At 60.2% G+C, this 12,634-nt stretch carries 5 protein-coding genes and 9 pseudogenes; 7 read left to right on the top strand and 7 right to left on the bottom strand.

Going from position 1 to position 12,634, the window contains the following annotated elements; all coding sequences use genetic code 11:
- Nucleotides 1-416: 416 nt before the first annotated feature.
- Nucleotides 417-904, bottom strand: a pseudogene (locus NKH38_RS31050) (transposase); the annotation flags it as partial.
- A gap of 581 nt (nt 905-1,485) precedes the next feature.
- On the opposite strand from NKH38_RS31050, the gene NKH38_RS31045 reads away from it, so the two are divergent.
- The 5 genes and pseudogenes from NKH38_RS31045 (at nt 1,486) to NKH38_RS31025 (ending at nt 5,914) form a co-directional block, all read left to right on the top strand.
- On the top strand, nt 1,486-2,826 hold the full coding sequence (locus NKH38_RS31045; RefSeq protein ID WP_352765262.1) for an IS1380 family transposase: 1,341 nt from the start codon (nt 1,486-1,488) through the stop codon (nt 2,824-2,826).
- 124 nt (nt 2,827-2,950) lie between these two features.
- Nucleotides 2,951-4,166: pseudogene (locus NKH38_RS31040) on the top strand (ATP-grasp domain-containing protein).
- An 805-nt stretch (nt 4,167-4,971) separates the two neighbouring features.
- Nucleotides 4,972-5,096 (top strand): annotated as a pseudogene (locus tag NKH38_RS33505) (tyrosine-type recombinase/integrase); the annotation flags it as partial.
- A 25-nt stretch (nt 5,097-5,121) separates the two neighbouring features.
- The gene (locus NKH38_RS33500) at nt 5,122-5,538 is read left to right on the top strand and encodes a hypothetical protein (protein ID WP_502905810.1); all 417 of its coding nucleotides are present in this window, start codon (nt 5,122-5,124) and stop codon (nt 5,536-5,538) included.
- Nucleotides 5,423-5,914 carry an IS3 family transposase gene (locus NKH38_RS31025; protein ID WP_502905811.1) on the top strand — a complete coding sequence of 164 codons (492 nt, stop codon included), beginning with the start codon at nt 5,423-5,425 and terminating at the stop codon, nt 5,912-5,914. Before NKH38_RS33500 ends, NKH38_RS31025 begins: the two co-directional genes overlap by 116 nt.
- Before the next feature lie 164 nt (nt 5,915-6,078).
- Here the strand turns inward: NKH38_RS31025 and tnpC are convergent.
- The 3 pseudogenes from tnpC to NKH38_RS31010 all read right to left on the bottom strand — a co-directional run.
- A pseudogene (gene tnpC / locus NKH38_RS31020) lies at nt 6,079-7,402 on the bottom strand (IS66 family transposase); the annotation flags it as partial.
- A gap of 54 nt (nt 7,403-7,456) precedes the next feature.
- Nucleotides 7,457-7,552 (bottom strand): annotated as a pseudogene (locus tag NKH38_RS31015) (AAA family ATPase); the annotation flags it as partial.
- Between the two features lie 74 nt (nt 7,553-7,626).
- A pseudogene (locus NKH38_RS31010) lies at nt 7,627-8,391 on the bottom strand (Mu transposase domain-containing protein); the annotation flags it as partial.
- On the opposite strand from NKH38_RS31010, the pseudogene NKH38_RS31005 reads away from it, so the two are divergent.
- Together NKH38_RS31005 and NKH38_RS31000 are read left to right on the top strand one after the other, a co-directional pair.
- A pseudogene (locus NKH38_RS31005) lies at nt 8,392-9,043 on the top strand (IS30 family transposase); the annotation flags it as partial.
- A gap of 4 nt (nt 9,044-9,047) precedes the next feature.
- A pseudogene (locus NKH38_RS31000) lies at nt 9,048-9,298 on the top strand (IS3 family transposase); the annotation flags it as partial.
- Nucleotides 9,299-9,348: 50 nt separating this feature from the next.
- Here the strand turns inward: NKH38_RS31000 and NKH38_RS30995 are convergent.
- The 3 genes and pseudogenes from NKH38_RS30995 to NKH38_RS30985 all read right to left on the bottom strand — a co-directional run bounded on the left by NKH38_RS30995 (nt 9,349) and on the right by NKH38_RS30985 (nt 12,256).
- Complete coding sequence (locus NKH38_RS30995; RefSeq protein ID WP_352765264.1) at nt 9,349-10,524, bottom strand: M24 family metallopeptidase; 1,176 nt, start codon at nt 10,522-10,524, stop codon at nt 9,349-9,351.
- Nucleotides 10,525-10,576: 52 nt separating this feature from the next.
- A pseudogene (locus tag NKH38_RS30990) lies at nt 10,577-10,848 on the bottom strand (IS701 family transposase); the annotation flags it as partial.
- A gap of 178 nt (nt 10,849-11,026) precedes the next feature.
- Entirely contained in the window at nt 11,027-12,256 is a 1,230-nt protein-coding gene (locus tag NKH38_RS30985; protein WP_352765266.1) for an ATP-grasp domain-containing protein, read from the bottom strand.
- Nucleotides 12,257-12,634 lie beyond the last annotated feature (378 nt).

Here is a 12,634-nt window from a genome sequence, read left to right as displayed (position 1 = left end):
GCAATGAGGGCATCAAAATTCGTGCCAATGGCGGAACGAGGCGGAGAAAACAATCTTGGTGAATGTTTTCAGTTATTTGGGCTGAGGCAAAATAGAAAGTGGCTAAATCAAGCCTGTATCGTTGACCCGACAAAGCTACAGAATGTCGTACGGCGTCAGTGAGACCGCTATACGTTGACGTCGCCCGATAGCCACAACCGCTATGCGCTGATCGAGTAGGCCGAACAAGCGCGCTGACTATTTCACCATCCACGCCAGCGAGCGGCTCGCACTACATTCCGCTGACCGTTGCATCAAGTCTTTTCGAATGCGGATCGGTTTATGCGTCCGTCGTGATTGATCCCGCAGGCAGCGTTCAACGCGTAGAAGACGATGGCCTCACGATTTGTCTGACTGCCGTCAACTACGAAGCACTTTAGCCTCTCCTCGCGATAGAGCCGGAAGAAGCTTCTTGTGGTTCACGACGGGTCCCTCGCGCCTCAGCATCACGAGCAGACGCCGGTATCCGAACCGGCCACGCTTCTGCGCGATCGCCTTCATCCGTGCGCGGAGCTCTCGGTCGCCGGGCCTGCTGGTCTCGTAGCGAAGCGTCATGCGGCATAGCCCATGGCTTTACACCCCCGCCGTTCGCTCATACCAAAGGGCTTCCTTCAGGCGAGCGACAGCTTTCCGCTTAGCTGCGGGCGTCACCAGTTCTTCCCACAAGATCCTTCAGCGCGGCATTGTCGAGCATGGCGTCGGCAAGAAACCGCTTCAGGCGCGTTCTCGTGCTCAAAGGCTCTTCAGACGCCTCGCCTCGGAGACGTCCATGCCTCCGAAGCGGCCCCTCCAAATTGTAGATCGAGGCGTCGCTCACCCCGTGCTTGCGGCACAGATCGGCAACCGAAACCCCGGCATCATGCTCCTAAGAAGGCGCAGCCGAGAACCGACCGTGCTTGAACGATTCCCTCGTCGTTTCGGCATTTCGAATGTCTGCGAGGAGGGCGGAGACCGCGCGCGAACCGATCTGCTTCCCCACGCAGGTGCAGCGTAAGCGGGGGAAGCAGTTGAAACGCAATCAGGTATTATTCTGGCGTACTCCCGGCGACGACTCTGTCAATGCGAGTCCTTGACCTCCCGAGTTTTTCGCGTTGTGGCTAGAAAGACCTGTTGTGCAAGGACGACTCGATCGGTTGCAACAGGTCCTTCAAATAAATTTACGGATTCTTTGCAACCGGAAATCGCCGACATTGATACGTTCAGTACAAGGTCTGAGATCGCGCACCGCTAAAAAAGCTGATGCCGATTTACCTTCGGACCGCCGTACAGTACGCAACGTCGGAGTTAACAGCCAATGGCAAGAAAAAGAGTGCTCATTCTGGTTGAAGGCCATCCTAGCCCGGAAAATTCATGGTGGGTTGGCGGATGTAGTGCAAGCCCGTTGAAATGACGTAGGATTTGGTTGCTTAAGCCGATCCGAATCATTTCCCGGAGACCACACCCGCCATGAACGATCTTGCGCTGCCGCTGAGCGGTTTGTTATCTGTCGGCGGCAAGTCCGTCGTCGCCCGTTTCGACGGCGGCATGCTGTCGTCCAACAGCGGCGTTCTGGCCTTGGCCGAGGTGGAAAAGCAGTTGCGGGTGGCCGGCCGTCTGGCGCGTTGCATCTACGATCCGCGCTGCGCGGACCAGGTCGTCCACAGCCTGGCCGACATGATCGGCTTTCGCATGAAGATGATCGCCGCCGGCTACGAGGACCGCAACGACGCCAACCGGCTGCGCTCCGATCCGGTCTTCAAGATGGCCCAGGATGCGCTGCCGTCGGGCCGGGATCTGGCCTCCCAATCGACGCTGTGCCGGCTAGAGAACCTGCCCGGCGTGCGGGAGCTGGTCGCCATGGGGCGGGCGATGGTCGACCTCTACTGCGCCTCGTTCCGGCAGGTGCCGAAGCGGATCGTGCTCGACATTGACGACACCTTTGATGCCGTGCATGGCGGCCAGCAATTGCGCCTGTTCAACGCCCATTATGACGAATACGGCTTCCAGCCGATCGTGGTGTTCGACGGCGATGGCCGATACGTCGGTGCAGTTCTTCGGCCAGCCAAGCGGCCGAGCGGGGCTGAGATCCGCCCCCATCTGCGCCGCCTGGTGCAGGCGATCCGGAACAATTGGCCGAACACACGGATCCTGATCCGGGCCGACAGCCATTATTGCAGTCCACCGGTCATCGACTGGTGCCGCGCCAATGATGTCGACTTCATCCTCGGGCTGGCGCCCACCACGACGCTGCGCAAGCATGTCGCGGATCTGGAAGCCCGCACGCTGGCGCGCTTCGCGGTGTCGGAGACAACGAACAAGGTCCGCCGCTTCAAGCAGTTCGTTGACGGCGCCGCCAGCTGGAGCCGCGTGGAGCGCATCATCGCCCGCGTCGAGGTCGGTGCCCAAGGTACTGACACCCGCTTCATCGTCACCAATCTGGCCGGTGGCAAGGCCAAGGCGCTCTACGAGCATCTCTACTGCCGGCGCGGCGCAGCCGAGAACCACATCAAGTCATGGAAGACGCATCTAGCCGCCGATCGCACATCCTGCACCAGAGCGACGGCCAACCAGTTCCGGTTGTTCCTGCATGCCGGTGCCTACTGGCTGATGTGGGGCCTGCGCGCCGCAATGCCGAAGCGTTCCAGCTTTGCCGTCGCCCAATTCGACACGCTGCGTCTGCGCCTCATCAAGATCGCCGCGCGGGTGGTCGAGATGAAGACCCAGATCCGCTTGCATCTGCCGACATCCTGCCCCGACCAGCGCATCCTGCGCATCGTGCTCGACCGCATCCCGCGGCTCGTGACGTAGCCGACGGGGCGCTGACGCCTCGAAACGAACCCGCCGACCGCAACCCGCAAACCCCCGCCTGCCATCATGACGGATCAATCCGGCGCCGATGAAGCTCGTCAAAAGACACCGCAACGCTAACCACATGACCTGTCAGGCCGCCGAAAGCCGATCGCTGTGCATCAAACGGGCTAGGAGCACGGGTCTGCTATACGTCCAAGCAGCCCAGCGTCTTGGTCTTCATCCAATTGTCCTGTCGGCCGATCCAGCTCGGTACGACTACATTGCTACGGAAAGCATTGAGACAATTCGTGTCGATACACATAATCTAGATGCGCTGATCCGCGAATGCTCCCGGCTACGCGCGACCTATGACATTGCTGGCATTACGTCCACATAGAGTCGGTCTATGCGACAGTTGGCAAGCTCTGCCGGTATTTCGATCTACCGGGACCGAACCCCGAATCGGTTGAACGATGCTGCGACAAATTCACTCAACGTCAGCTCCTCGCGGAGGCCGGCGTACCAATACCCGCTTACCGCTTGGCAACGAATGTGACGGACGTAGAAAGCGCTGCCGCGGAGATCGGCCTGCCGGTAATTCTTAAGCCAGCCGTGGGGGCCGGCAGCAGAGGTGTCCGATTGTGCTGCAACGTCGGTGAGTTAGCCGAACATACTGCCTACCTGTTGAGCGGGAAGCACATAGCTGCCTACCTGCTGGGCTGGAAGCACATATGGCGATCTTCGCCGAAGATACTGGTCGAAGAATTAGCACAAGGCCCTTACTATAACGCCGACATAATGGGAGATGGGGTCATTGCGATTTATGCCGGTGAGTTCGGCCCCCACCGCATTTCGTCTGTCGGGAATTGACCCTACCGGCCCCCTGACCGCTAACGAGTGTAAACGCCCCAACGAAACGTTGAACTCCGGTGGACGAAGCGCGGCCCGGTCGTCATTGAAGTCAATCCCCGTCTTCCTGGCACGCCCAGTCCTCAAATGATTCAGTTGGCCTATGGTGTCGACATAATCACCGAGCACATCAAGCTTGCGATCGGCGACGAATGGACTTGCGCAAAACGCATTCGCAGACTGTGGCCGCGCGGATCCTTGTTCCTGATCGCGATGGCACCATTAACTCGATCGCTGGCGAGAGTCGGGCGGCCGCTGTGTCAGGTGTCGCCGAGGTCAAATTCTATGTTGAACCCGAGACGGCGATCATCAGAAAGGGCGATTCGGGAGACTTTATTGGATATGTTATCGCCGCTTCACCCAGCCCTGCTCGGACCAAGGCGATACTTCAGCGGGCCGTTGACTTAATCAGTTGGTCGATTACACCACTTTCGACCCTTGGCGAATAGAAACAATCTGCGGACCTACCCTTCCACCGGACGTTGGTACAATAGAGAGAACGAGAGAGACGCGTTGCAACTGATCCGGCGAGCAACCGGTCTGCGCAGCAACGGCATGAATTGAGACGAAAACTGGAGCAGCAAGAAATACAGCTTCGCCCCCAAGGGTGATACCGGATCGTTCCGTGGTGACGATGGGCTAGGCGATCTCGTTGAGAGTCCGGAGCCTTTGGGGCCGAAAGCCGTCAAAGGTCGTGAAACAGATAGCGACGCCATCGTCTCCTGAACCCATCATGCGGCGGCCCAGCACCGACCGCGAAGAGAAGCGCGTGACCCACGGAACGGTCCAGAAAAAAGTGCAGGAGCATCTTGACCAAACGACCTCAATCAGAGAGGACTCTTAGGGCGAGGAGGTCGCGTCGACCTTAATCAAGACGCTTCGGTGCGGTGGATCCACGGCTGTCGCTTCCGTGTCGACGGTTACCGAATCGGCAATCCACCGGGGACAAATTCAGTTCCCTTTCGATAGGGCTGAACTCGCTGCGTGCCCCACTCGAGCGCCGGTGCTTGGGCCACAGCTCCCGGTATCGCGGGAGGATTTTCGAAGGATACATCTCCGGGTGATAGACCCTGTTAATTGACGGAGCGCCAGCAGGAATGCTGCTGATATTCCGAAGCGGAATAGGGTTAGAGGCGCCGATGGTTAGTTCCAGCCGGTGCCCTCGCCGGACCAGGTGAGCGATCGGTGCCAGCAACGACATCGTATCTCGTAGATTTTACCCGACACGAGATACTCGAATTTGCAAAATGACTGCCGGATCGGCTGGGGCTGGAGGACGTCCGTGCGCTCCAGGTTTATCTAATCTAGTGTCGCAGGGCATTTCCTGGCCGGCGCTGAACCAGACGGTCTGTGCGTTGCGTTTCTTCTACGGGGTGACTGCGCATTTCGAACAAAGAGTTATTGATGATGACCAAAAGCTGGAGCTTCTCCGGCGCATGGAGGCGGGCAGGAGCAGAAGGTCGGGCAGCAGCAGCTCGATCTCGATTTTTTTCGCGAAGCCTTGCGGCACTTCGAGGAAGATCAGCGTCGGAGCAGCGCTCTTGGCGAAACGGGATCTTCAAAGTCATCGAAAAGATGATGACCGGCCTGTCGCAAGGCGAATTCAACATCGACAGAATGTGCTGGCTCGCTGGTGTCAGCCGCGCGAGCTATTACCGTCACTGGCTGGATTCGGCCCCTCGTCGGGCCGAGACGGGTTTGCGCGATCTCATTCAGAAGCTGGCTCTCGGCAACACACGACGGCTACCGCCGGATTGGAGCCCTGCTTCGGCGCGAGGGGTGGCAAGTCAATCACAAATGCGTTCTGCGGATAATGCGTGAAGACAATCTGTTGTGCCTGCGCGCCAGCCCCTTTGTTCCTGTGACGACCAACTCCAGGCATGGTTGGCAAGTGGTGCCGAACCTCGCGAGGGGAATGATCCTCAATGGCTATGGGTTGCCGATATCACCTTCCTGCAGCTGGCTGAGGAGTTTGCCTTCCTTGCCGTTGTCCTTGACGCGTTCAGCCGCAAGGTTGTCGGATGGGCGCTGGATACGCATCTTAGAGCAAGCCTTGGCATCGAAGCTCTCGAGATGGCCATCGCTGATCGCCAGCCCGTACCCGGGAGCCTCATTCATCATTCCGACCGCGGGGTTCAATACGCTTGCGGGGCCTACTCCGAACTTCTGCATCTACACGGTATCCAGGCGAGCATGAGCCGTGTCGACAATCCTTACGACAATGCGAAGGCAGAGAGCGGCGGTGCTTTTTGCTTTCTCATTTCGCCTTCGAGGGTGACGCGATGTACGCATACGACGAAGGCCGCATGATTGGGACACGCGCGTGCGCGCGGCGGGCTCTATGACGGCGATGCGTGAAGGTCAGGCGGCCTGCTGATCGGCGGCCTTGTCGGCTTCGCGCAGGCGCTTCCATTCCCAAGGCAGTAGTTCGTGCAGACGCGAAGGGGGAAGATCAGCAATGCGGGCCAGGACATCGGCGAGCCAGGCTTTTGGGTCGACGTCGTTGAGGCGTGCCGTGGTGATGAGGGTAAGCATAACGGCGGCGCGGTCGGCGCCGCGCTGGGGGCCGGCGAAGGTCAAGTTGCGCCTTCCCAGAGCAATGCCACGCAGCGCGGGCGAAGTCGGCCCAGCGCCTGAGCATGTAATTGATTGGCTTCAGGACCTCGGAAGAGCGCGAGAGGGTATCGCGCTCGCGGAGCAACCAGGCGTGCATGTCGTCGAGAAATGGTTTGCTCTTCTCCTGCCGCACGGCATACCGCTCGGCAGCGCTGCGGCCGTTGATGGCGCGCTCGATCTCGAACAGTGCGTCGAGGCGCCTGACCGCCTCCAGCGCGATCGGGGAGATCGGTTTGCCCTTCTTGCCCTCCCGGGCCTTTTTCGCGATGTCGGCCAATTCGAAGAATCCTCGCCGCGCATGGGCGTAGCAAAAGGCCGGGCGTGATCGGCTGCTCCTTCCGCTGCGGGTCGAACAGCGGCTCGAAGTCACTGTAACAGTCGCACTGAAGGATGCCGGCGAACCCGGCCTGCTTCTGAGGACGCTCGCCGCGCCGGTCGCTCGAGGCGTAATAGATCGCCGCCGGCGGCGCAGGCCCGGCGAAGGGACGGTCGTCGCGCGTATAGGTCCATATGCGCCAAGTCGCGCACTTGCCCTTCGCCAGGAAGCGAATGGTGGTGTCGTCGCCATGAAGGCGCTCGGCCGCGAGCACATGGCGCTCGATCAGCTGGAAGAGCGGCATGCGGCGAAGGTTCCGTGGCCGACCTGATCGGCCAGCGTCGACAGCGGCAGCTCGATCCCCTCGGCCTTGAAGCGCGCGCTCTGGCGGTTGAGTGGAGCATGCATGCCGACCTTGTCGAACAGGATTGTCGCCAGCAGTTGGGGACCGATGAAGCCGCGCGGCGTGACATGGAACGGCGCCGGCGGCTGGGGTGATCTTCTCGCAGTCGCGGCAGGTAAACTTTTCGCGCTCGTTTCGATCAGCTTGAAGCGGCGCGGGATCTCCTCCAGCGTCTCGGTCACGTCCTCGCCCAGCTTGGACAGCCGGGATCCGCCGCAGCAGGCGCAGGCGGTGGGAGGCTCGATGACGACGCGCTCGCGTTCGATATTCTCTGGCCAGGGCTTACGCACTGGTCGCTTGCGCGCGAAGGCGCGCACGCTCTGGGTCTTCGCCGCCGCAGCGGCCGCGGCAAAGCGCAGCCTGGCAACCGCGAGACGGTTGGTCAGACGCTTGTCGGCACGCATGGCGGCTTCACGATCGAGCATCAGGCCAAGCCATTCGTCGCGGCTGAGATCGTCGGCGTTGCTCTGGTCGGCCAGGTCCCGATAGGCGGAGGCCATTCCGCCAAGGCCGAGAGCCTGCATCTGGTCGAGGGTTGGATGTGTCAGCATGGTTGGTTTCCTTCCTTCATTGATTAGGAGCCGCCGCGGATGTTGGTGTGCGATGGCGTGGGCTTGACTGGCTCGGCTGCGGGCGGCACACGGTCGAGGCCGGATTTGAGGATGGCGTTGACGGAGGAGTAGGTGATCGCATTGATGGTCAGCGCCCGCTCGCAGGCCGCCTCGAGCCTATCCCGCTCGTACCGACGGGCCAGCGAGAGGATGCCAAACGCGAAGCGGTATCCCTGCTCGGGATGGGGACGGTCGCGCATCATCCGCTCGACCAGCATGGCGGTGTTGGCGCCGATCCCGGCTGCCTGCCGGATCAGGTTCGCCGGCGTCGTGTTGGCATAGCGCTGGTGCGCCTTGGGCATGTGCTCGTTGACGGTGACATGGCCGCAGCGCTGCGAGCGGCGGACATGGCTGGCGACGCGCTTGTGATCATGGAAGAGCTCGACCACCCGGTGGGTGAGCCGCACATCCACGCGCCGCCCGATCAGCGCGTGCGGCACCGAGTAGAAGGTCCTGTCGATCTCGACATGGTAGTCGGGATGCACCTTGGCCGATTTCCACTCCGCATATTCGAACGGCGCCGGCGGCAGCGGCGCCAGAGCCGACCGCTCGATCTCCTCGAACAGTTCGCGGCGGCTTTTGCCGACATGGCGCATGGGGCGGTTGTTGAGATCCTCCAGCAACCCCGCGATTGCGGCGTTGAGATCGCCGAGACTGAAGAAGCGCCGGTTGCGCACCCGGGCCAGGACCCAACTCTCCACGATCAGCACCGCGCCCTCGACCTTGCCGGGCGGGCATTGCGGACGCCGCGGGCGCGCGCGGGCCAGCGCGGCAAGGGCTTCGTCTCACCCGAGATCATGATCAGCCAGCGCCCGGCCGAGGCGTCCGATCGAGCGGTCCCGGGACACTGGGAAGGCGATCTAATTCTGGGGTTGGACAGCTCGGCGATCGGCACGCTTGTCGAGCGCACGACGCGCTTCACGATGCTGCTGCATCTGCCCCGACTGGACGGTCATGGCGGCGCGCCGCGAGCCAAGAATGGACCTGCTCTCGCGGGGCATGGCGCCGAAGCAGTTCGCGACGCGATCACGAGCACCATCGTAACCCTGCCTCAGGAACTGCGACGCTCGTCAACCTGGGACCAAGGCGCTGAGATGGCGCAAACACGCGACGCTCAAGATCGACACCGGCATTCACGTCTACTTCTGCGATCCCCAGAGCCCTTGGCAGCGCGGTACAAACGAAGACACCAACGGATTGCTACGCCAGTATTTTCCCAAGGGAACTGACCTGAGCGCGCATAGCGCCGAGACGATCGCCGCCGTGGCCGCGACCCTCAACGCGAGGCCTCGAAAGACTCTAGGCTGGAAGACCCCGGCCAAAGCCCTCGACCAATGGCTGCTGAAGGAAGAAGCAATCCATGTTGCGACGACCGTTTGAATCCGCCCAATATACGAGCGAGCAGTTCCAGCGGCTCGTGGCCGACCATGGCATCACCTGCTCGATGAGCAGGTCCGGCAACAATGCGGCGATGGAAAGCTTCTTCTCGTCGCTCAAAACCGAGAGGACGGCCCGCAAGGTCTACAGGACGAGGACGCAGCCAGGGCGGATGTGTTCGACTACATCGAGCGCTTCTACAATCCCAAGCGCCACTCGACGCTGGGCTATCTCAGGCCAGTTGAGTTCTCGCAACGGCGACAGAGGCGAAAACCCACTTACAAACCCCGCCCAGCTTTCCGGTGGTTTTATGCGGGACGCTCGAAAAGGGTGCGCGGGAAGGCGCTCATCAGCTCCGCGCCATTTTCGGTTACCCGAACGGTATCGCTCACCATGTAGATTTTGCCGCGTTCGACGAAATTAGACTGGAAGTGGAAAGTCATGTTGGCCACGATCTCGGTGTCATTGCTGGTCGTCAGACTCGGGCCGTCGAGGAAGTCAAGACCAACGGAGTAGCCGATGCGCCCCTCTTTCGTGAGGCCGTACGGCCGGATAGCCGCTTGGAACGCGCGCGCGACATCGGCGCAGGTCGCGCCCGGGCGCATCGCGTCGACGGCAGCGTGGAATCCCGCCATGCCACCCTCGTGCCGATGCTTCAGGTGCGGTGTCGCCGGGCCGAGATGAGCCATCCGCGTCAGTGGAGCCGGGTACCGGTGCCGGCTAGCGGAAAACTCCAGATAATACTGCTGCCCGGCTGCAAATACGTCGTCCATCCATATCTGGTGTGGCGCATTAGCGAACTCGCCACCTCGGATGTATGGTGGAAACGGCGGCGGTCCGCCGAAAATGCTCTCGGTCCCGGCGCAGAGCACCGACATGATTGCGGCCGCTGCCTCACAATGCCGCGCGCCGACGGTAATCTTGTCCATGCCAGCAAGCATCGCCCGGTCCGCGATCGCAGCTGCCTCGGTCATGTACAAAAGCTCGCGCTCGGACTTGACCAGCCTGCATTTCGATACCAGGCCGCTACCATCACGCGGCTCTTCAACTCCCAACGCGCCGATAAGCTTGCGGTAGGCTTGCACGCCCAGTCCAGACACTTCGACGGCTACACGCGCAGATGCGCCCATCTTGTCCTTGACGAACTGGCCGATCATTTCCCACGCACTGGCGTCTCCGGAGCCGCCGACATAACTTTCGGCATATGCGACAACCCGATCGTGCGGAAGCCAGCATCCGGCGTCGCTAGCCGTGTCGGCGTCCATCTTGCGTAGGATGAAATACGGGTCGTCATCCAACGTCACGAGCGCAGCCTGCGGTTCGGCATCGGAAAAGGCGTCATACCCTAGTAAATAGCATTGATTAGATCCCGAGCTGACCACCAGCACGTCCATCCCGCGATCGGACATCAACGCACGCAGGTTATTGAGTCGAGCTCGATACTCCGACGTCTCAAACGCCTGCACAATGTTCTGGCCGTTCATACAGAACGTCCTCTCCTAGTTTCGTTATCCGTTGCCAGCTTTTCCAAGGCCCAAGGACAGGATCATCTGTGGCGAGGTTCTCTACAACATACTCTCGCACGATGTCGCGAAGTCCATCCGAGTCCCAGCGTCCGCGACCAGAATGGCCTGTGCCGCCACGGGCCGGGATTACCGGCCGCCTCAGCGCGCATCCAACCTGTCTTACAGCGCTTGTCACCGGCAAACCGTCCAGGAAAAGACTCGCCGACGGCGTAACTCGCTCCTGCGTAAACAGTCCGCGCAATACGGGCTTTCTGTCACGCAGAACGATGCCCACAGTTCCAAGTCGTCTTAATTGATGCATCCGTCATCTATGTCTTCCGAATCATCGTGGCCTAAGCCGCCGCGTCCCACAATCGAGCCCAGCTCTGGATTCCGCAGCCAATTAAAGGAGCACGATACCAGTCTAACGCCCTATTGATCCCAGCATCGGCATGTGAGTTGGAACCAAATACTTTTTGAGTCACTTTCGACTATCGGTCCTCGATGGCGTGATGGACCAATGAATCAAGTCGACGGCACGCTGAAGTATCGCCTCGGTCCGAGGAACACTGGATGAAGCGGCGATGACATGTCCCAAACAGTCTCGAAAATCGCCTTTTCTGACAATCGGCGCCTTGGGTTGAACGTAAAATCTGACCTCGGCGACACCTGATACAGCAGCCGCCTGACTGTCGCCACCGATCCAATCGAGCGAGCCATCGCGGTCAGCAACCAGGTATCGCACGGCCGCTGTCTGCGAATGCCTTTTGCGCAAATTCCATTCCTCGCCCATGGCAAGCTTGATGTGCGCCGTGATGAGATCAACACCGTAAGCCAGATGAACCAGTTGGGGATTTGGGCTGCCATGAAGGCGCGGATTGACTTCAATGACAACTGGGCCACGCTTCGTCCACCGGAATTCAATGCCGGTTGGCCCCCAGCCAAGGCCGAGAGCGCGCAAACAGCTCAGCGAAACATCGACGATACGCTCATGCTCGTCATCAGTCAGCAGTGCCGGGTAGGCGCCCCCACGATAGACGAAATGCGGTGGAGGGCCGAAGTCACCGGTGCCAATCCCAATGATCTGATCTCCCATAATGTCAGCGCAATAAAGGGGGCCTTGTGCGAATTCTTCGACCAGTATCCTCGGCGCTGACCGCCAGATGTGCCGCCCGCCCAACAGGTAGTTCGTGTGTTCGATTACCTCATCGGCAGTGCGGCACAATCGAACCCCGACGCTGCCGCTGCCCACCGCAGGCTTAACTATCACTGGCAGTCCGATCTCTGCGGCAGAATTCTCTACGTCCGCAGCATTGGCCGCCAAGCGATAAGCAGGTATCGGAACGCCTGAGGCCGCGAGAAGTTGACGCTGAGTGTACTTATCGCAGCATTGTTCAATAGCTTCCGGGTTCGGTCCAGGTAGATCGAAGTGCCGACAGAGCTTGCTGGCTGTCGCATAGAACGAATCCTCAGCACCTGTGATGCCAGCGATGTCATAGGTCGCTCGGAGCCGGGAACATTCGCGGATCAGCGCATCCAGATCGTCTGTATCAACACGGATTGTTTCAACCCCTTTCGCCGCGAAATAGTCATACCGAGTTGGATCAGCCGAAAGGGTAATTGGCTGAAGGCCAAGACGCTGAGCAGCCTGGACGTAGAGTAAATCCGAGCCCATTATCGAGCCTCCAAGTAGAATCAGCGCTCTTGCCATTGGCTGTGAACCCCTTCTGTGCGTGCCGCGCGGCGGTCTGAACGTCTGAACGATTGTCGGCATCTGTGTAGCCACGCTTGACCTCAGACCTTGCCCGGAGGCTAGCATCGTCAACGATTTCGCGGTGTTAAGAATCTGCGAATTTTGTTTCGAGTTTTGTTGCAACGGTTGCCGTTCAAAGCTTTGTGTGCGTCTTTGCAACGAGCCGCTCCGGCGCGGCGATCAGGCCTGTATAGGGTTGGCGTCGCGTTGCTTCGGCCTCGAGCCTGCCAAGAAACTGGGCCGGCCAAGGCGGTCAAATCGTTGGCAGGAGAACCTGACGGTACAATGTCGGCTTTTCAATCTGCCACGCCCCTCATATTGGGCAAGAATGCGCGT

The sequence above is a fragment of the Mesorhizobium sp. M1078 genome (genome assembly GCF_040318615.1).
Taxonomy (GTDB): domain Bacteria; phylum Pseudomonadota; class Alphaproteobacteria; order Rhizobiales; family Rhizobiaceae; genus Mesorhizobium.
The sequence above is the reverse complement of the archived record's forward strand: the minus strand, read 5'-3'. Positions and strand labels throughout refer to the sequence as shown.

Bases quoted from the DNA above. Each gene is read 5' to 3' on its own strand.
- NKH38_RS31045 (WP_352765262.1), top strand. From the start codon at position 1,486: ATGAACGATCTTGCGCTGCCGCTGAGCGGTTTGTTATCTGTCGGCGGC.
- NKH38_RS30985 (WP_352765266.1), bottom strand. From the start codon at position 12,256: ATGGCAAGAGCGCTGATTCTACTTGGAGGCTCGATAATGGGCTCGGAT.
- NKH38_RS30995 (WP_352765264.1), bottom strand. From the start codon at position 10,524: ATGAACGGCCAGAACATTGTGCAGGCGTTTGAGACGTCGGAGTATCGA.
- NKH38_RS33500 (WP_502905810.1), top strand. From the start codon at position 5,122: ATGATGACCAAAAGCTGGAGCTTCTCCGGCGCATGGAGGCGGGCAGGA.